Annotated in this window: 13 protein-coding genes and 2 tRNA genes; 13 read left to right on the forward strand and 2 right to left on the reverse strand. The window is 57.5% G+C overall.

The genetic code is table 11. The features are described from left to right. Positions 1-163 precede the first annotated feature (163 nt). Positions 164-1,285, reverse strand: coding sequence for a tetratricopeptide repeat protein (locus M8N44_RS00560; protein WP_022396244.1), 1,122 nt, complete (start codon positions 1,283-1,285; stop codon positions 164-166). 916 nt (positions 1,286-2,201) lie between these two features. Between M8N44_RS00560 and M8N44_RS00565 the strand changes: the two genes are divergently transcribed. The 5 genes from M8N44_RS00565 (at position 2,202) to M8N44_RS00585 (ending at position 11,093) form a co-directional block, all read left to right on the forward strand. Then, a complete protein-coding gene (locus tag M8N44_RS00565; protein WP_102728943.1) occupies positions 2,202-4,169 on the forward strand; it encodes a glycosyltransferase in 1,968 nt (655 codons plus the stop codon). A gap of 302 nt (positions 4,170-4,471) precedes the next feature. Next, positions 4,472-6,400, forward strand: a complete 1,929-nt coding sequence (gene dnaK, locus M8N44_RS00570; protein WP_102728942.1) for a molecular chaperone DnaK — start codon at positions 4,472-4,474, stop codon at positions 6,398-6,400. A gap of 93 nt (positions 6,401-6,493) precedes the next feature. Further along, positions 6,494-6,784, forward strand: coding sequence for a co-chaperone GroES (groES, locus tag M8N44_RS00575; RefSeq protein WP_022396241.1), 291 nt, complete (start codon positions 6,494-6,496; stop codon positions 6,782-6,784). Positions 6,785-6,828: 44 nt separating this feature from the next. Next, positions 6,829-8,484, forward strand: coding sequence for a chaperonin GroEL (gene groL, locus M8N44_RS00580; protein WP_102722434.1), 1,656 nt, complete (start codon positions 6,829-6,831; stop codon positions 8,482-8,484). A 377-nt stretch (positions 8,485-8,861) separates the two neighbouring features. Beyond that, complete coding sequence (locus M8N44_RS00585) at positions 8,862-11,093, forward strand: inorganic phosphate transporter (protein WP_102728940.1); 2,232 nt, start codon at positions 8,862-8,864, stop codon at positions 11,091-11,093. A 215-nt stretch (positions 11,094-11,308) separates the two neighbouring features. Here M8N44_RS00585 and M8N44_RS00590 read toward each other — a convergent pair. Continuing rightward, positions 11,309-11,382 (reverse strand) — tRNA-Gly (locus M8N44_RS00590). Between the two features lie 143 nt (positions 11,383-11,525). Here M8N44_RS00590 and M8N44_RS00595 point away from each other — a divergent pair. From M8N44_RS00595 to gap, 8 genes are all read left to right on the forward strand, one after another. Continuing rightward, a tRNA-Gly gene (locus tag M8N44_RS00595) sits at positions 11,526-11,599 on the forward strand. A 195-nt stretch (positions 11,600-11,794) separates the two neighbouring features. Then, positions 11,795-12,310 carry a hypothetical protein gene (locus M8N44_RS00600; protein ID WP_249852975.1) on the forward strand — a complete coding sequence of 172 codons (516 nt, stop codon included), beginning with the start codon at positions 11,795-11,797 and terminating at the stop codon, positions 12,308-12,310. A 21-nt stretch (positions 12,311-12,331) separates the two neighbouring features. Then, positions 12,332-13,546 carry a hypothetical protein gene (locus M8N44_RS00605; protein WP_249852976.1) on the forward strand — a complete coding sequence of 405 codons (1,215 nt, stop codon included), beginning with the start codon at positions 12,332-12,334 and terminating at the stop codon, positions 13,544-13,546. 92 nt (positions 13,547-13,638) lie between these two features. Beyond that, entirely contained in the window at positions 13,639-15,846 is a 2,208-nt protein-coding gene (locus M8N44_RS00610; protein WP_102722429.1) for a polysaccharide biosynthesis tyrosine autokinase, read from the forward strand. 11 nt (positions 15,847-15,857) lie between these two features. Then, on the forward strand, positions 15,858-16,463 hold the full coding sequence (locus tag M8N44_RS00615) for a polysaccharide biosynthesis/export family protein (protein WP_022396234.1): 606 nt from the start codon (positions 15,858-15,860) through the stop codon (positions 16,461-16,463). Between the two features lie 582 nt (positions 16,464-17,045). After that, positions 17,046-17,579, forward strand: coding sequence for a helix-turn-helix domain-containing protein (locus M8N44_RS00620; protein WP_102722427.1), 534 nt, complete (start codon positions 17,046-17,048; stop codon positions 17,577-17,579). A 65-nt stretch (positions 17,580-17,644) separates the two neighbouring features. Further along, positions 17,645-18,238, forward strand: a complete 594-nt coding sequence (ruvA, locus tag M8N44_RS00625) for a Holliday junction branch migration protein RuvA (protein WP_102714792.1) — start codon at positions 17,645-17,647, stop codon at positions 18,236-18,238. Between the two features lie 224 nt (positions 18,239-18,462). Next, the gene (gap, locus tag M8N44_RS00630; protein ID WP_022396231.1) at positions 18,463-19,488 is read left to right on the forward strand and encodes a type I glyceraldehyde-3-phosphate dehydrogenase; all 1,026 of its coding nucleotides are present in this window, start codon (positions 18,463-18,465) and stop codon (positions 19,486-19,488) included. Positions 19,489-19,565 lie beyond the last annotated feature (77 nt).

The following is a 19,565-nucleotide window of genomic DNA, read 5'->3' on the forward strand; positions in this document are numbered from 1 at the left end:
CGGTTTCCTCCGGCGTTGCATTTCCGGCTTTTTGGCAGGGAAGCGGTTGGGGCCGCCTCCCTGCCGGTCTGGCATTTCATAGGGATTTGCCGGAGCGGCTGCGTGTACTTCCGGAGAAGCTACAGCCGGCTTGGTATTGGGGGAGTTGGTTGTTGGAAGATGGTCAGGAGAGTTCCGCGTTTCCGGCTCCGGCGTCCGGCAGCGTCTTTAATGCCGCTTTGGCCTGGGTATGGTCCTGGGAGGCCGCCTTTTCCAGCCATTCCCTGGCGGTGGCCAGGTTCTTTTCCACGCCGAAGCCGTGCTGGTAGATGATGCCCAGGTTGTATTGTTCGGAGGCATAGCCGGCTCTGGCTGCCCGAAGGTTCCTGTTCTGCCATTCCCTGGCTTCAGCTTCGGTGAAATCCTGGTTCTTGCAGAATTGTTCCCATGTTTTTCCGAATTTCATGGCAGCCCGCGCAAATCCCATCAGGGCCGCTTTTTTAGTGTGTTCATCCGCCAGGCTCGCGTTCTTTTCCACGCCGGCGGGTCCCAGCCGGTACAGGTAGGCCAGTCCCCAGTATCCGTTGGGGCTGCCCAGGTCTGCGGCTTTCTGGAAGAGCTGGAGCGCGTCCTGATATTTTTTATGGGACATGGCGAACACCGCATTGGCCAGGAAGCGTTCCGCCTTGGTGAATTCGTAAAATTCGGGAATGGCGGCCCATTCGGATTTGAGTTTGTCCCTGTCCTTTTTGGACTTGGGCGGCATGCCGGCAGGCGGGGAAATCCGGAAAACGGGAATGTAGCCGGAGGCCCCCATGTTGGCCAGGCCGGCCATCAGGAAGCAGCCCGGCTGAATGCGCCACATGTGCATGTACAGCACGCGTTCCGCGGGCAGGGACTCCTTCTCAATCCAGTCCGGCAGATTCATGGGCGGGCCATAGAGGCCCGTCAGCCCGTTCAGCATGCGCTTGTACAGGGATTTCAGGCGCGTATCGTATTCGTCCTTGCCTGCCTTGGTGCTGGAGTAAAAGGAGACGGCTCTCAGGCCTCCATCCTTGTTGTACTCAAAATGAAGTGAAAAGAAAAGGCCGCCAATGGGCTTTTTCGTTTTGTAGGCGCCGTTCAATCCAGTGCGGCTCAGGTAGGCGTCCGTTCCCGGACCTTCCAGGGATTTGCAGGCTTTCAGGGAACTCAGAAGCTGGGCTTCCTGCAAGCCTGTTTCCAGAGGGCCGTAAAGCGGCGAGGCGGTACAGCAGGCGGATGCATAAAGCATGGCTGCATAGCGATAGCAATCTATCAATTTCATTGGGGGAATGGGGTAGGGGTGGGGGTCGGTTGTTTCAATAGCGAATTAGGAATCCGGATGAAATGGCCGACAGCGCTAAAATAAGATGAACAATCATTATATTCAAGTATTTATGCTTTATTCTAACAAACATATTTTATCAAGGCTTTCGTCTAGGAAAATACTGGATTGATTTGGAGAAACAGGCTTGATATGAAAAACTAGTATTGACGCCGGATTCCTAATCCGGGGTGTTTAAAGCAGGTTGAAGGATAATATGCAAGAGTATCAGGAGCAATGAAGTAGATAACCGGCTGCGGTTTCCGGACCGGGAAAAGGCAGAGATAAGCATCCGGCGTTCCGCCACGTTTTCCCGGCTTTCAGAACATGGGAATCATTATTATTTTTATTAAAAATCTTTCTAAATATTCCTTCATTTCCGTTTTATGTATCCCGTATGCATGCATTTTGGCGGATTATAAATCCGGCTGTCGGGAAGGAATAATTTTTTTAATAAATAATAGAAACATTATCAATGGTTAATAAGAATATCAGATTTCACGGCCTTTGGATTCCATTGTGTTTTTTCCCGTCCTGGATACGATGAAAATCATTTTTTCTCAAAAAATTTGGTTGACGGCGGATTTATAATGCGCGGATGACCGCATGTAGTTTCAGAGCGTCTGATATTCAATGATTCGTCTGTTTTTTTACGGAAATGTGCGGTTTTGGCGGCGGCACCTTCCAAACAGGGAGTGGGGGAGGCCGCCTCCTCTGTTCGGTTTCCCGTGCAGGAAAAGCGGGGGGGACATGCCGGAATCTGTCCGGCACGGTTGTTTCTCCTGCTGGGGACGGGGACGGATGACAGCAGCCTGTGACGGTTTCGTTTCCCTCCTCAGCTTGCCTGGGAAGGCCTTTCTGCCCATGGTGCCGCCGCATGAGAATTGATGTGGCAACGGATACGTATGAACCTGACGTGAATGGAGTGGCCCTGACGCTGGAGCGGCTGGTCCGGGGGCTTCGGACGCGGGGGCATCTGGTGCATGTGTTGAGGGCTTCCGGGAGGGACGGAGCTTCCGTTCCCGGAGAGACGGCCATGCCGTCTCTCTCCCTCCCCATGTATCATGAGGTGAAAATAGGGCTGCCTTCCGCAGAAAGGTTCCGCTCCAGATGGATGAAGAAGAGGCCGGATGTGGTTTATGTTGCCACGGAAAGCCCCATGGGGGCCTCCGCCGTGAAGGCCGCTCGCGCTCTGGAGATTCCCGTGGTGATGGGATTCCACACCAATTTTCACCAGTACATGAAGGATTACCATTTCTCCAGGCTGGAAACCGCCGCCGTGAATTACCTGCGCAAGCTCCACAACCGGGCAGGGATGACGGTGGTGCCCACGGAGGAGATGCGCCGCGCGCTGGAGGGGTTGGGATTTGAACGCCTCTCCGTAATGGGGCGCGGGGTGGATGCCGCCTTGTTTGACCCTGCCAGGAGGGATGCCGGCCTGCGCCAGTCATGGGGCGCCTGGCGGGATGAAGTGGTGTTCGGCGTGGTGGGGCGTCTGGCCCGGGAGAAGAACCTGGTGACGGCCCTGGGACTGTACACGCGCCTGCAGCGGGAGTTCCCGGCCTGCGGCATGAAGATGGTCGTGGTGGGGGACGGTCCCATGATGAGCAGCCTGCGCAGTGAGTTTCCGGACGCCGTGTTTTGCGGAATGCGCAGCGGGGAGGACCTCGCGCGCCATTACGCCGCCATGGACGTGCTGCTCTTCGCCAGTGAGACGGAGACCTTCGGGAACGTTCTGCTGGAAGGGATGGCCAGCGGCCTGGCTACGGTCAGCTACCGGTACGCCGCTTCTGCGGATGTGGTGCTGGACGGCATCAACGGCCTTCAGGCGGAGAAGGGGGACGCGGAGGGTTTTTACTCCGCCATGCGCCGTCTGCTGGAGGACAGGGGGATGATCCGGAGACTCGGCGAACAGGCCCGCAGGACCGTGCGCGCCAGAGCGTGGGATTCCATCCATGACAGGTTTGAAGAACTGCTGGCCTCCGTGGCGCGGGAGGAGAATGGAACCGGCTACGCCCGCCCCCCGCGGGATGCGGTGCTGGAATGCCGCACGGTCTTTTTGTCAGACCTCCATCTGGGCACGAAGGATTGCAAGGCGGACGAATGCCGGAGGTTCCTGAAGCATGTCCGTGCGGAAAAAATAGTTCTGGTAGGGGATATTGTGGACGCCTGGGCCCTCTCCCGCGGCAGCCGCTGGCGCAGGCGGCATACGCGCCTGATCCGCACCCTGCTGAAAAAGATGGAGCAGGAGGATGTGGAAGTGCTGTACCTGCGCGGGAACCACGACGATATTCTGGAAAAATTCCTTCCCTTTCATCTGGGCGGCCTGAAAATGGCCAAGGAGTACGTGCACCGGGCGGCGGACGGCAGGCGTTACCTGTGCGTGCACGGAGACGGTTTTGACGCCATCTCCACCAACCACCGGTGGCTGGCGATGCTCGGCTCCCTGGGCTACGACGTTCTGCTGACGGTCAACCGGCTTTACAATAAATACCGCGCCTGGCGGGGCAGGGAATATTATTCCGTCTCCCGCGCCATCAAGAGCCGCGTGAAATCCGCCGTCAATTTCATTGGGAAATATGAGGAGCAGCTCCAGAATCTGGCGGTGAAAAGGCAGTGTGACGGTATCATTGCCGGGCATGTGCATCATCCGGCGGATACCATGGTGGGGGAGGTGCGGTACCTGAATTGCGGGGACTGGGTGGAAACCATGAGCGCGGTGGTGGAATACGGGGACGGCCGCATGGAAACGCTGCTTTACAAGGATTTCATGAAACGCCTGGCTTACGGCAAATGCGGAACCGGAGCCGGAGCGGAAGCTTCCTCCTGCAAGGAGGCTTCGTGACGGGCGCCGGGGACAGGCGTCCGGAGGGTGTGGGACAAAATGGCCGCGTGTGACATTTTGTCTCTTTTTGGTGTGACAATATGTCCCATTGCTGCTCGGCAGGAAAAAGAGCGGACGAAATGATGCGATGTTATAATACGATGAATTTATGTTGTTTATGTTTATTTTTCAACAGGGCTTACAAGGCTGGCATGCCATTTGCAGAAAGAAAGGCAAGAACATGAGTTTGCCTGCATGACACTTCAGGTCATGGGGAAATCAAATCTCAACGAAATCCATTTAAAACAATCTAAGATAACGATATGGCTAAAATATTAGGAATCGACTTGGGCACGACCAACTCGTGCATGGCTGTGATGGAAGGCGGTCAGGGTACCGTACTTGAAAACAGCGAAGGTGCGCGCACCACTCCCTCCATTGTTGCCTTCACCAAGAGCGGTGAACGCCTCGTGGGGCAGGCCGCCAAACGTCAGGCGGTGACCAATCCGAAAAACACCGTGTTTTCCTCCAAGCGCCTCATCGGCCGCAAGTACAGCGAGCTGACGGAAGAAGATAAGAAGGTGCCTTATGAAATTGTGGAGGCCCACAACGGGGACGCCTATATCCGCGTGGACGTAGGCGGGGAAAAGAAGACTTTTTCTCCCCAGGAAATCGCCTCCATGGTCCTGGCCAAGCTGAAGGCCGACGCGGAATCCAAGCTGGGTGAGACGATCACGGAAGCCGTGATTACTGTTCCCGCCTATTTCAATGACGCCCAGCGCAACGCGACCAAGGCCGCCGGTGAAATCGCCGGCTTGAAGGTGCGCCGCATCATCAATGAACCGACGGCTGCTGCCCTGGCTTACGGCCTGGACAAGAAGTCCAATGAAAACATTGCCGTGTACGACCTCGGCGGCGGCACCTTCGATATTTCCGTGCTGGAAATCGGTGACGGCGTGTTTGAAGTGAAGGCTTCCGACGGCGACACCCACTTGGGCGGCGACGACTGGGACAACGCGATCATCACCTGGATCATGGACGAGTTCAAGAAGGACTCCGGCATGGATCTTTCCAACCAGCCGGACGCCATCCAGCGCATCAAGGAAGAAGCTGAAAAGGCCAAGATCGCCCTTTCCTCCACCCAGAGCTATGACATCAGCCTGCCGTTCATCACGGCGGACGCTTCCGGACCCAAGCACATCCAGCTGACGCTGAGCCGTCCCAAGCTGGAACAGCTCACGGAAGACCTGCTGGACCGTACCCGCAAGCCCGTGCTGGACTGCATCGCCGCCTCCGGCCTGAAGACCGGGGACATTGACGAACTGGTGCTGGTGGGCGGCATGACCCGCATGCCCGCCGTTCAGGAAATGGCCCATACGCTGGCTGGCAAGGAACCCCACAAGGGCGTGAACCCGGATGAAGTGGTGGCCGTAGGCGCCGCTATCCAGGGCGGCGTGCTCCAGGGGGACGTCAACGATGTGCTTCTGCTGGACGTGACCCCGCTGACCCTGTCCATTGAAACGATGGGCGGCATCGCTACGCCGATGATCGAGCGCAACACGACCATTCCGGTGCGCAAGAGCCAGGTGTTCTCCACCGCCGCGGACAACCAGCCCGCCGTGGACATCCGCATCTGCCAGGGTGAACGCAAGATGTTTGAGGACAACAAGCTTCTCGGCAACTTCAAGCTGGACGGCATCTCCGCCGCTCCGCGCGGCGTGCCGCAGATTGAAGTGACCTTTGACATTGACGCCAACGGCATTCTGCACGTCTCCGCCAAGGACAAGGGCACCGGCAAGGAACAGAAGATTTCCATCCAGGGCTCCAGCGGCCTTTCCAAGGATGAAATCGAACGCGCCAAGCGTGATGCGGAAGCCCATGCGGAAGAAGACAAGAAGCGGGCTGAGGAAATTGACACCGTCAACCAGGCGGACTCCCTCTGCTTCTCCGTGGAACGCCAGCTCAAGGACATGGGGGACAAGATTCCCGCAGACCTCAAGCGCGAGATCGAAGACAAGGTGATGCACCTCAAGGAAGCCATCTCCAAAAAGGAATACACCGCGATCAAGGCCGGGAAGGAAGACCTGGAATCCCGTCTGGAAGCCCTTTACAAGGCAGCGGAAGCCGCCCAGCAGTCCGCCGGTGCAGCCGGCCCCATGCCGGGAGCCGCTCCGGAGGAAGAAGCTTCCGACGGCCCCCGCAAGGCGAAAGGCCGCGTGGTGGACGCCGAAATCGTCGACGACGACAAATAAGCAACCCCTTCCCGCCGGAGGGGGGAGCAACTTCCCCTCCGGCGGAACATTACATCCATATATTCATCTATAACAACACAAAAACAACATACTATGGCAAACATCAAACCCCTAGGACAACGTGTGCTGGTCAAGCGCATTGAAGCTGAAACCAAGACGGCCGGCGGCCTGTTCCTGCCGGACACCGCCAAGGAAAAACCCCAGGAAGCCGAAGTGATCTCCGTAGGCACCGGCGGCCGCGATGACAAGGGCGCCTTGATTGAATTCACCGTGAAGCCGGGCGACCACGTTCTTATTTCCAAGTACGGCGGCACGGAAATCAAGCTGGACGGAGAAGACTACCTCATCCTGTCTGAAAACGACATTCTGGCCATCATTGGCTAAATCACACGACACACTCACTCAACATCATTTTAAAATAACCTGATATTATGGCTAAACAAATCCAATTTGACGAAACCGCCCGCCAGGCTCTGCTCCGCGGCGTGGAACAGATTGCCAAGGCTGTCAAGAGCACGCTGGGGCCTGCCGGCCGCAACGTGGTGATCGACAAGAAATTCGGTTCCCCCCTCATCACCAAGGACGGCGTGACCGTCGCCAAGGAAATCGAACTGGAAGACCCGTTTGAAAACATGGGCGCCCAGCTTGTCCGGGAAGTCTCCTCCAAGACCAACGACGTGGCCGGGGACGGCACCACCACCGCCACCGTGCTGGCTGAAAGCATTTACCGCGAAGGCCTGCGCAACGTCACCGCCGGCGCCAACCCCATCTCCCTCCAGAGGGGCATCATGAAGGCCGCGGACGCCGTGGTGGAAGAACTCAAGAAGATCAGCAAGCCTGTTGACTCCAGCAAGGAAGTGGCCCAGGTTGCCACCGTTTCCGCCAACTGGGACGCCGAAATCGGCCACATCATCGCGGAAGCCATGGACAAGGTGGGCAAGGACGGCACCATTACCGTGGAAGAAGCCAAGGGCATTGAAACCACGCTGGACGTGGTGGAAGGCATGCAGTTCGACAAGGGCTACCTGTCCCCCTACTTCGTGACCAACGCGGAAACGATGGAAGCGGTGCTGGAAAACCCTTACATCCTCATCCACGAAAAGAAGATCAACAACCTGAAGGACTTCCTTCCGCTGCTTGAAAAAGTGGCCAAGAGCGGCCGTCCCTTCCTGGTCATCGCGGAAGACATTGAAGGCGAAGCTCTCGCTACCCTGGTGGTCAACCGCCTGCGCGGCGTGCTGAACATCTGCGCGGTTAAGGCTCCCGGCTTCGGCGACCGCCGCAAGGCCATGATGGAAGACATTGCCATCCTGACCGGCGGCAAGTGCATCACGGAAGACCTGGGCATCAAGCTGGAAAACGTGGGCATTGAAGACCTCGGCCAGGCCAAGCGCGTGGTCGTCTCCAAGGATGAAACCGTCATCGTGGAAGGCGCCGGCAAGTCTGCGGACATTGAAGGCCGCATCTCCCAGATCCGCCACCAGATCAAGGACACCACGTCCGACTACGACCGTGAAAAACTCCAGGAACGCCTGGCCAAGCTGGCCGGCGGCGTGGCCGTCATCCATGTGGGTGCCGCTACGGAAACGGAAATGAAGGAAAAGAAGGCCCGTGTGGACGACGCCCTGCACGCCACCCGCGCTGCGGTGGAAGAAGGCATCGTTCCCGGCGGCGGCGTGGCCCTGATCCGCGCCCAGAAAGCCATTGACACCCTCAAGCTGGAAGGCGACGAGGAAACCGGCGCTCAAATCGTCTATCGTGCGGTGGAAGCTCCGCTCCGCCAACTGGCCAGCAATGCCGGCCGTGAAGGCGCCCTCATCGTCGCCAAGGTGAAGGGGATGAAGAAAGCGGCCGACGGCTACAACGTAGCCACGGACAAATATGAAGACCTGCTCACCGCTGGTGTGGTGGACCCGACCAAGGTAACCCGTTCCGCCCTGCAGAACGCGGCTTCCATCGCCGGCCTGCTGCTTACCACGGAATGCGTCATTGCCGACAAGCCCGAGAAGAAGGGCTGCGGATGCGGCTCCGGCGCTCCCGACATGGGCGGCATGGGAGGAATGGGCGGCATGGGCATGATGTAAGCCCCCCGTCCGTTTCTGCGAGACACGGCAATCGACTTCAAGGCTCCCCGGTTTTCCGGGGGGCCTTTTTGTATGGAGGGCGCCGGAACCTTCCGTTTTTTTGCTTTTCCCGTATGGGAAACGCTTCTCTTTCGGAAGGCGGCAGCCGCCACTCCGCGGGAAGGGATTTCAGGAAGATGGGCCGTGGCTGCCGGAGAACCGGAGGAAAACCAGGCTCCGGAAGTGCCCGGAAGAAACGGAAGATTTCACGGGAAGCAGGTGTAGCGCTATGGTTTTTATTGAAAATCATATTGTTGCATCAATGTGACGGAATGTTCACGTTTTAAAACGGGCGTGCGGAAGCGGCCTCCTGTAATAGAGGGCCGTTTATTACGCTTATGGACCCAATCTATTACTTCATCATAGGGCTGATTCTGGTGCTCTCCTGCTTTGACCTCGTCGTCGGGGTCTCCAATGACGCCGCCAACTTCCTGAACTCCGCCGTCGGTTCCAAGGCCGCGCCGCGCAGGACGATCATACTGGTGGCCGCCCTGGGCATCATCATCGGCTCCCTGTTCTCCAGCGGCATGATGGAAATCGCCAGAAGCGGCGTATTCATGCCGGCCCAGTTCACCTTCCATGACATCATGCTGATATTCCTGGCGGTGATGCTGACGGACGTGATTCTGCTGGACGTCTTCAACACCTTCGGTCTTCCCACCTCCACCACGGTTTCCATCGTCTTTGAACTGCTGGGCGGCGCCGTGGCGGTTGCCCTGTTCAAAATCTGGTCCGCAGAGCCGGGCGCAGCGCAGGAACTGTCCAGCTACATCAACTCCTCCAAGGCGCTGGCGATCATCTCCGGCATCTTCTCCTCCGTCTTCGTCGCCTTCATTTGCGGGATAACGGTCATGTGGATTTCCCGCCTCATCTTCTCCTTCAACTACAAAAAATCATTCAAATACCTGGGGGCCGTCTGGTGCGGCTTGGCCCTGACGGCCATCACCTACTTCGCCATCTTCAAGGGGCTGAAAGGCAGTACGCTGGTCACCAAGGACATGATCCGCCACCTGGACGCCCACATCTGGCTGTACGTATGCTGCAGCCTGGTATTCTGGACCGTCCTGATGGCCGTTCTCCAGAACATTTGCAAAATCAACATCCTGAAAATATCCGTCCTGGCGGGCACCATGGCCCTGGCGCTCTCCTTTGCCGGAAACGACCTGGTCAACTTCATCGGCGTTTTCATGGCGGGGCAGTCCTCCATGGAGATAGCGTCCGCCGCTGCGGCGCAGGGCGCGGACCTTTCCACCCTCACCATGGGCGGCCTCATGGTCCCCGTCACGGCGGACTGGCGCTACCTGCTGGGCGCGGGCGTCATCATGGTGCTGGCCCTCATGTTCTCCAAAAAGGCGCAGACCGTCACGGATACGGAGGTCAACCTGGCGAGGCAGGGCGGGGGCGTGGAGCGGTTCGGCTCCGTCCCCCCGGCCCGCATGGCCGTGCGCTATGCGTTGAACGCCTCCCGCGCGGTGGAAAAAATCATGCCCGCCTGCGTGGGAAGATTCATTGAAAAACGTTTCCAGCCCGTGCCGGACGGCCCGGATAACGGGGCCTCCTTTGACCTGATCCGCGCTTCCGTGAATTTGACGGTCGCCGCCCTGCTGATCTCCCTGGCTACGTCCCTCCGGCTTCCTCTTTCCACCACGTATGTGACGTTCATGGTGGCGATGGGTTCCTCCCTGGCGGACAAAGCCTGGGGACGGGACAGCGCCGTGTACCGCATCACGGGGGTGATTACGGTAATTTCCGGGTGGTTCTTTACGGCCTTTGCCGCATTCACCATGTGCTGCATGGTGGCGGCGTGCATCGTTTACGGAGGCCTGTTCGGCATTGTCGCCATGTGCGCCCTGGCTGCCTTCCTGCTGCTGAAAAGCTCCAGGCTCCATAAAAAAAGAACCCAGGACGCGGCGCTGGCGAAGGTGGCCAATTACCGGGATCCGGCCTGCGCCGCCCGCTACAATGAAGAAATCATTGAGCTGATGAAACGCATGGCGGAAATCTATGAAATGAACCTGGAAGCCCTGAACGTGGAGGACCGGAAGCGGCTGAAAAAGCTCCGGAAGGAAGCGCGCGGCATCCGCCGCTCCCTGAGCGACCGGATGGCGATGGAAGTCATGCCCGTCGTCCGGGAACTTCCGGATGAAGAGGCGGACCGCGGCAAGCGTTACGTGCAGATGGTGGAATACGCCACCTCCGTCTTTGAATCCCTCTCCAACATCACCACGGCCAGCCATGCCTACATAGACAACAACCATGAAGGGCTGGACATGGACAGGATAGAGCACTTGAGGGGGATGAACAACCGCGTTTCCTCCCTGTACCCCCGTTTCCGGGAAATGATGGAAAGCAACGACTATGCCGGGCTGGACCAATGCCTGGCCGGCATGGACGCGCTGGATGAGGAATTTGCGGAGGCGGTCAAGCAGCAGATCATCCTGCGGGCGGAGGACGTATCCGACATGCGGCGGGCGCTCCTCTACCTCAACCTCCTTAATGAAACCCGCACGATGATCCGCAAGGTTCTTCTTTTGGCGAAAATTCAGCGGAAATTTGTTCTTGGCTGGTAAAGGCCTGTAATTCACGGCTGCGCCGGAGGCGGCTGCTTCCGGCGCAGCGGAAGAGGGAGCGGCATTTTCTTATCCGGAAATTCTCCCGGAATACCCGGGAAGCGGGAATGGGGAAAATTTATTTTCCGGAAAGCGAAAGCCTCCGGAATGCTCGTCTTTTTAAAGTGTAAAGAAAAACCGCAAGCATTGAGGAACAATTGCTTGCGGTATAAAAGTGGTACGGGCGATGGGAATCGAACCCACGTCTCAAGCTTGGGAAGCTCGCGTCCTACCATTGAACGACGCCCGCATGAAATGCGGATGCCTATTTAGCGGCAGAAGGCAGGTATGTCAAGACCACAGAAAAATCGTGTCTTCTTTTTTGATATTTTAACACAGAAATGAAAAAAAACTTGTCTTACCCCCGAGGCTTGAACATAATGCCTCTGTTGTGCGGGTATAGCTTAATGGTAAAGCTCCAGCCTTCCAAGCTGATCACACGGGTTCGATTCCCGTTACCCGCTCCATTTTTTCATTAAATTCACCTGCTAGATACTTCCTTTATGAAAGCCAGGTTCATGACAAAGACGGCGCTCAGTGCGCTGGCACTTGCGTTTGCGGGCGCCCTCCCCGGTGTGGCTCAGCAAACTGCTTCTCCGGCAGCCGTTCCGGCTGTTAATAAGGTTAAAGCCTCTGCTGTTGAAAAGGCTTTTATGAATCAAATGGCAGGTGTTGTCCAGGCCAGCCTGAAGGCCGGCGCCCTGGATATGAAAGCCGTGACCGAGATTCTGAACGCCGCTGTCAAGGCCGGCGTGTCTGACCAGGTGATGGGCTCCCTGGTATCCATGGCCGCAGGCGCTTTCCCGGGCAGCGCGCCCGCTGTTGCTTCCGCCGCCGTTAAAAGCTATGGAACCCAGGTAACGGAAGCCAACGTACGCAACGTGATTGCCTCTGCTGTGGCTGTGCAGCCCCACCCGTATGCGTCCGTCTCTCCCATCTCGGAAGCGGTTACGAAAGCTCTGGGCAGCTCCATGGTAGCCAATGCCGTTCCCGGCATTGCCGTGGGCGTGGCGGCCCAGACGCCTGACAATCCTCTGCAAGGGGTGACCACTCAGACCAGCGGTCTGGTGAGGCCTGGTGAAGAGGCATCCGGAGGGGCCCTGGTCCTGCCGGGCGATCTTCCCGTGGGCGGCTCTGCTACAAGCCCCGCTCCCATCTCCAATCCTGCCGGAAATTAACCCGATCCATTTATCAATAGCATGAAGAGTCTTTTTTATCTCTCCTTGATGGCTGCCGGCATGCTTGCCGTCCATGCCAACGGGCAGTCCCTGTACACCCTGGCAGGACCGGTCGGTCTGGAAGAATCCCTTCCCCTGAAGTGGACATTCAATCTGGCCGCCGGTTATGACGACAACGTCAACGCTTCCAACTATGACCAGCAGGAAGCCGCTTTCATCAGCACGGACATCGGCGCCTCCCTGGCCAACTACGATTCCGTGACCCAGTACTCCTTCTCCGCCAAGCTTGGGGGTATCTTTTACCTGAAGGACCTTGAGGGAGAGACGAACGAATCACTTTCCAACTCCACGCTCTCCGCCAACCTTTCCCACAGCTTTGACCAGACCCTGCGCTACAACGGCAGCGTGTCCTTTGCGTGGCAGCCGGAACCCAACTATTCCAACGGCATTGCCAACGCTCGCCGGGACGGCGACTACATTTACGTGTACGTCTCCAGCTCCGTGAGCAAGGCATGGACCTCCCGCTACTCCACCACGCTGGGCGCCAACTTCTCCATGATCAACTATCAGGAGGACTCCGCCAAGACGGACAACCGCGACTATGTGGGCATGGACTTCACCAACCGCTACAAGTGGACGGAACGCCTGGCTATTTCCCTGAGCTGGAACGGTTCCTACTGCGACCGCGAATACGGCAACAACGAATTCTCCAACTTCGTCATGGCCGGCGCTGAATACGCTGTGGCTGAAAATACGTCCGCCACGCTCCGCGTAGGTCCCCAGTTCAAATATGTGGAAAGCTACGGTACCAGGACCTATCCTTCCGCAGAATTCGGTTTGAACCACCGCATGAGCGACCGCTTCATGATCGGCACGTTCATCCGCTACTCCAACGAAGCGACGAATACGTACATTCCCTACAGCGGTGCCAGTTACTATTCCAATGAAACGTGGCGCTTCGGCGTGAACAGCACGCTGAAACTGACGCACCGCGCCAGCCTGAACTGCGGCGTAAACCTGATTTCCAGCGAGTACAGCCGCCTGAGCTCCGGCAGCAACAGTGATACGTCTGACCTGACCTTCAATGCTACGGCCGGCATCAAGCTGCTGCTGACTAATGCGCTGGCTCTTACGGCCCAGTACTCCTACACCAACGGTTCCTACGGCGGCTATAACTACCCGATGCCCTCCTACAACCGCAACGTGTTCTCCTTCGGCGTGAATTACAGCTTCTAAGTCTTGACTGACCATTAATGTCCTTACTCCTCTAATTGCGAATGTTCATTCACAATTAGAGGAGTTTTTATCTTACTACCTCACTATCTTTCATGAATGCCCAGGATCAGCAGAACAGTGATCGCATCGTACGCAACATTGACTATTTGCAAGTTTTAAAAAATCGCTGGAAAGAAGTCTTCCTGGTCTTCCTTCTGGTGCTGGTCATTTCCGTGGTAGTGACTTTCCTGATGCCGCCCTCCTACCGGGCGACGAGCCAGTTCCAGATCAAGCTGCCCAAGCCCGTAATGGAAATCGGCCAGGGGGGGGACGTGGTCGCCTCCTCCAACGTGACGGCTAACTACATTCCCATGCAGTATTCCGTGCTGACTTCCACTGAAGTTCTGAAGGTGGTGTCCAGGAAGCTGAATCTTGCCGCGGAATGGGGCATGACGGATGAAATGGCGGCATCCAATCTGGCCGGCATGATCAAGGTGGCTCCCGTGCGTGCGACGGACCTGGTGGACGTCATTGTCTCCGGCCCGGATCCCAAACTGGTGCAGAACATCGCCAAGACGGTTCCCGAGGCTTACAAGCAGGACCGTGAAATGCGTGAAAACCGCCTGGTGGAAACCGCCATCAAAAGTTTGAAGGACGTTCTCCGGGAACAGGAGGATACCGTCAATGAAAAGATGATGTCCCTCAAGAAGCTGATTGCGGAAAGCTCCTACCTTCCCACTACCTGGAGAAACGGTGAAAACCGGAGCACTCTGACGGCCGGCATGGAAGAGGAAGACTTCCGGAACGCCAAATCCCAGGCCATGCAGTTTGAAAAGGATGAAAAGGAACTGGCTTCCTACGTGCAGGAACTGCAGCGTCTGCCTGACGACAAGCTGCTGGATTACGTCATCAGTTCCGACCTGCTGAATGCGGAATCCGTAGGAGCCAAGGCCCTGCGTGAAACCTATGCCGAATTTTCCGACAAGCTCAAGGAGAAGGAAAACCTGAAAGCCCAGAACATCGGGGCCAGGCACCCCAAGATGCTGGCGCTGCTGGAGACGGAAAGGATTCTGGGAGAGAAGCTGAACAAGGAGCTGATCGGGCTGCGCTCCTCCCTGAAAAGCAAGCTGGAAATGGTTTCCGCAAGCCGGAAGCACTGGGAGGCGACCGTCGCTCAAAAGGAGGAAGCTCTCCAGAAGCATGTCCTGCAGGTTCCCATGTATGAACAGGCCAGCCGTGATTATGACGCCGCGCTGGACCAGCTCAAGGACCTGGATTCCCGGTACAAGGATGAAATCGCCCGTCTGCGCGTTCCCCGTGAAGCGATTGAAATGTACCAGCTTCCGACCTATCCTGCCGCTCCCTACAAGCCGAACGTGACCATCAACCTGGCGGTGGGCGCCGGGGCCGGGCTGCTTCTGGGCATCGGGCTGGCCCTGCTGCTGGAATTCATGGACACTTCCGTGAAGACGATGGAGGACGTGGAACGGGCCCTGCAGGTTCCGGTGCTGGGCATTATCCCCAAGAATGTGCCGATCCTTCATTCTTCCGATGTGATGGGCCCGGACGCGGAAGCCTACCGTATTCTGCGAACAAATATAGAATTCAATAAAAAGGGATTGGAGGAAATTTCCTTGACCTTTGTTTCCGGCAGTGCCGGGGAAGGGAAGACCACCACCTTGTGCAACCTGGCCTATATCTGCGCCCAGGGCGGCTATGCCACCCTGATGATTGACGCCGACCTGCGCCGTTCCAAGCTTCACCGGTATTATGAACTGGACAATGAAGTGGGACTGACCTCCTATCTGCTGGAAGACTACCCGCTGGAGGAAGTGATTTTCCAGACGCCCATTGAAAACCTGTACGTGATGCCTGCGGGCCCCACGCCCTTCGACCCGTCGGGCGCGTTGAATTCCCGCAAATTCAATGAACTGCTCCAGGAAGTGAAGCAGCGCTTTGACATCGTGCTGGTGGACTCCCCGCCCATCCTCGGCGTCAGTGATTCCGCCGTCATCGTGAGCGAGGTGGATATGACGCTCATGGTCGTCCAGCCCCGCAAACTGCCGCTGAAAGCCCTCCTGAGGCAGAAGCAGGTGATTGAATCCGTAGGCGGCAACCTGGCCGGCGTGGTGATGAATAATGTGGACATCACGTCCGATCACCAGTATCAGTATTACACGACTTATTACTCCTATTATTCTGCGGATGGCGGTTCCTCCGGCGAGAATGCGGACGCCTCTTCCATGAAGAAGGCCGAGCGTTCCGGAAAGGCCAAGGAGCTGGCGGCCACCCAGTCCCATGATAGTGAAGATCTGTACTAACCCATTGCTCCATGAAAAAATACATTTGTTCCCTCCTTTGCCTCTTGCTGGGTGCGGCGGGGCTGGCGTCCGCCCAGTCTCCGGACGCCGTGCCTGCGCAGGGCACCATTGAAATTCAGGTGCGCGGCATTCCTGCGGATGACGCTACGGCCATTTCCGGCCAGTATCTGCTGGACGGCAACGGGACGATACGCATGCCCCAGCTTCCGCCGGGCCACGACGTGCTGCGCGTGGTAGGCAAGACGGCGCGCCAGATTGAAGATATGCTGATGGCCGCCTATAAGAAGGCGGAATTGTACACGGCCCCCACCTTTCTGGTGAAGGTGCAGAGTTCGGACGCGCGGCTGACGGAGCACATTGTGCTGGTGAGCGGCGGCGTAGCCATGAAGAAAAACGTCCTGTGGCGGCGCGGCATGACGCTTCTGGAAGCGATTGTGGGCGCGGGCGACATTACGGACTGGGGTTCCCGGTACGTGCAGGTGACGCGCGGCGGAAAAACCGTGACGTACGATTACTTCTCCATCAAGGACAGGGCGATTCCCATTCAGCCCAATGACCGCATCTTCGTTCCCCAGCGCGGGATTTTTGAAGGGCGGCCCGCGAAGCTCCTGCCCTGAAACATTCTTTTTTCATGCCCGGCTTTCCATAGGGAAGCCGGGTTTTTTATTGCCCCGGTTCCCGGAAAATCCATGGAATGCCGGAAAAAACACGTGGGCCGGCGTCCGGGATGGGAACAGGCCGCTGGGGAGATGGAACGCGGAAGGCCTGTCATGAAATTTCCCAGGCCCTTTTCTGGAAATGGGCCGTGCATGCGTGGAACCGTATGGTAGAATCATAGCGGGAAAAAAGTTTTCCCTTGAACCGTACGGCGCCAGTAAAAACGCTGGTGGAAGGGGTTTTTTCCCTGTGCCCGTGAACCTCTGTATTCACCGGAACGGAAGGCCTGCGGGGCGGAAAGAGTTGAGGAACATGCTGTTTCCGCCGGGGGCGTAGGCCCTTTTCCCGTGATTGGCTGATACGGCCTCCGGGCATATATTGCGATGAAATGAGTTCAGTATGAATGTAAAAAACAGAAAAACAAAGAAAAATGTTGAATATTCTTGGACTCAATGCATTTTTGGAATCTTCCAAAAATGTTAGAGTTTCGTGCGGAATGTCTGCATGGAGCTTCGCAATCCCAATGTAAAAACTCATTAACCATGATATACCATTTTAAGAAAACATTCATCGGAGTAGGAGGACGGGAATACATTAACAATCCCAAGCTGAGCTTCCCGGAACATGTGAAAATCCGCCGTCGGGGAACGAATCCCAAATCCGGCCAGCCTTATGCGGAAGCGGGCAGCGCGTTCGTGGAAACGTCCTCCATTGCCTCGCGGCTCTGCTGCAGCGCGTCCGCCGCCCGCCAGTACCTGCACCGTCACGGAGCCCGCTTCCGCGTGGTCCGCAAGGGTACGGGTTCCCTGGCCCTGTACTGGCGGCGTGCGGATGTGGACCGGATTCTCGCCCGGCGGGAGCCTGTACGCCGCCGCGTGCCACCGTGCTACATGGACATGGCCGAGGCTATCGACATGCTGGGGGTGGTGCGCAGCTACATTTACAGGCTCGTGAAAAAGGGGCTGCTGCGCGAATACCGGTGCCGGATGAAGACCGCCCGCGGCCTCCGGGTGCGCTGTTTTTATCACCGGGAGGACCTGGAGCATATCAGGCTGCACGTGCTCCAGAAAAGATGATGGGGCCGGTTTCCGCAGATGCGTTTTTGGCTTGAGCGCGGGCCGGATTGTGTCACGTTATGGGCATGATAGCTTTTCTGCGCGGCACGGTGGCGGAATCATATCCCCAGCGGTTGATTCTGGATGTTCATGGCGTGGGGTATGAGGTGATTGTGCCCCTCTCCACCTTTGACAGGCTGAACCCTCTTCCCGGCAGGGAGCTGACGCTGAAAACCTACCTGCATGTCCGGGAGAACATGCAGGTGCTCTACGGCTTTGCCACGGATGCGGAGCGGGACATTTTCCTGCTGCTGATCGACCGCGTTTCAGGCATCGGCCCTGCCACGGCCATCGCCATTCTTGGTTCCCTGTCCGTGGAGCAGTTCAAGCAGGCGGTGGTGAGCGGGGACGTTTCCGGCATTGCGCGGGCCAAGGGCGTGGGCAAGAAGACGGCGGAACGCATTGTCCTGGAGCTGAAGGACAAGGTGGGACTGGCCGCTACGTGGGAGGCCCAGGCGCAGGGCGCCACCTCCCAGGCAGCGGGGGATGCGGAGCTGGCGTTGATTGCGCTCGGGTTCAAGCAGGTGGAGTCCCGCAAGGCGATCGCCGCCCACCTGAAAGACCATCCGGACGCGGATGCGGACGAACTGATCCGCGCCGCCCTGCGCTCCATGAACTGACCGGCTCCCCCACCCGGGGACCGGCTCCGCAAGCATTTGACTTCCATGCGGGAGCATGCCCGCGGGCAGGGCTTCCTGCGGTCCGCGCAGGCGCGGGAGCATACTGCCATGATGGGGGAACAATAGTGTTGACGGCTGGTTGAATCGTTTTTAAACTTACGGCGTCCATGGTACTTAAATAAGTCCGGGACTAGTAATTAATCAAATCTGAAGCCCTCAATCTTATGGCCAAATATGCTATTAACGGTTTTGGACGTATTGGTCGCAACGTACTGCGCGCCATGTCCAAGGAAGAACGCAACAAGGTTGTTGCCATCAATGACCTGACCCCCATTGAAATGATCGCCCACCTGCTCAAGTATGACTCCACGCAGGGCAAGTTTGACGGTGAAATTTCCATTGATGGAGAATATCTGGTCGTTGACGGTCACAAGATCCTCATCACCGTGGAACGCGACCCCGCCAACCTTCCCTGGAAGAAGCTGGGCGTAGACGTCGTTCTGGAATCCACCGGCCTGTTCACCAAGCGTGACGCCGCCAAGAAGCACCTTGAAGCCGGCGCCAAGAAGGTGCTCATTTCCGCTCCCTCCCCGGATCCTGACCTGACCTTCGTTCTGGGCATCAACGACAGCGAATACGATCCCGCCAAGCACGACATCGTTTCCAACGCTTCCTGCACCACCAACTGCCTCGCTCCCATGGTGAAGGTGCTGGACGACAAGTTCGGCATTGAAAAGGGCATGATGAGCACGATTCACTCCTACACGAACGACCAGCGCATCCTGGACCTTCCCCACTCCGATCCCCGCCGCGCCCGCGCCGCCGCGATCAACATCATCCCGACGACCACCGGCGCCGCCAAGGCCATCGGCGAAGTGATGCCGAACCTGAAGGGCTCCCTGAACGGCGCTTCCTTCCGCGTGCCGACCCCGACCGGTTCCCTGACCGACTTCGTGGCCGTTCTCAAGAAGAACGTGACCGTGGAAGAAGTGAACGCCGCCATGAAGGAAGCCGCTGAAGGCCCGCTGAAGGGCATTCTGGATTACTCTGAAGAAGCCCTCGTTCTCCAGGACATCGTTTCCGACCCCCACTCCTGCATCTTTGACTCCGGCTTCACGTATGTGGTCGGCGGCAACCTGGTGAAGGTCTGCGGCTGGTACGACAACGAATGGGGCTACTCCAACCGCGCCGCTGAAGCCATGAAGAAGCTGGGCGACAGCGTGAGCTGCGGCTGCTCCTGCGGCAAGTAAGTTCTTCCGAACAACGCTTGCTCTTCAGTTGCACGACAAGTCTTGCCGGTTGCCTGCTTCAACCTTCCGGTTCCTGA

The sequence above is a fragment of the Akkermansia massiliensis genome, from assembly GCF_023516715.1.
GTDB lineage: Bacteria > Verrucomicrobiota > Verrucomicrobiia > Verrucomicrobiales > Akkermansiaceae > Akkermansia > Akkermansia massiliensis.

Excerpts from the sequence above, each read along its gene's own strand:
- M8N44_RS00560 (WP_022396244.1), bottom strand. The coding sequence starts at position 1,285 with ATGAAATTGATAGATTGCTATCGCTATGCAGCCATGCTTTATGCATCC.
- M8N44_RS00565 (WP_102728943.1), top strand. The coding sequence starts at position 2,202 with ATGAGAATTGATGTGGCAACGGATACGTATGAACCTGACGTGAATGGA.
- dnaK (WP_102728942.1), top strand. The coding sequence starts at position 4,472 with ATGGCTAAAATATTAGGAATCGACTTGGGCACGACCAACTCGTGCATG.
- groES (WP_022396241.1), top strand. The coding sequence starts at position 6,494 with ATGGCAAACATCAAACCCCTAGGACAACGTGTGCTGGTCAAGCGCATT.
- M8N44_RS00585 (WP_102728940.1), top strand. The coding sequence starts at position 8,862 with ATGGACCCAATCTATTACTTCATCATAGGGCTGATTCTGGTGCTCTCC.
- M8N44_RS00600 (WP_249852975.1), top strand. The coding sequence starts at position 11,795 with ATGGCAGGTGTTGTCCAGGCCAGCCTGAAGGCCGGCGCCCTGGATATG.
- M8N44_RS00605 (WP_249852976.1), top strand. The coding sequence starts at position 12,332 with ATGAAGAGTCTTTTTTATCTCTCCTTGATGGCTGCCGGCATGCTTGCC.
- M8N44_RS00610 (WP_102722429.1), top strand. The coding sequence starts at position 13,639 with ATGAATGCCCAGGATCAGCAGAACAGTGATCGCATCGTACGCAACATT.
- M8N44_RS00615 (WP_022396234.1), top strand. The coding sequence starts at position 15,858 with ATGAAAAAATACATTTGTTCCCTCCTTTGCCTCTTGCTGGGTGCGGCG.
- M8N44_RS00620 (WP_102722427.1), top strand. The coding sequence starts at position 17,046 with ATGATATACCATTTTAAGAAAACATTCATCGGAGTAGGAGGACGGGAA.
- ruvA (WP_102714792.1), top strand. The coding sequence starts at position 17,645 with ATGATAGCTTTTCTGCGCGGCACGGTGGCGGAATCATATCCCCAGCGG.
- gap (WP_022396231.1), top strand. The coding sequence starts at position 18,463 with ATGGCCAAATATGCTATTAACGGTTTTGGACGTATTGGTCGCAACGTA.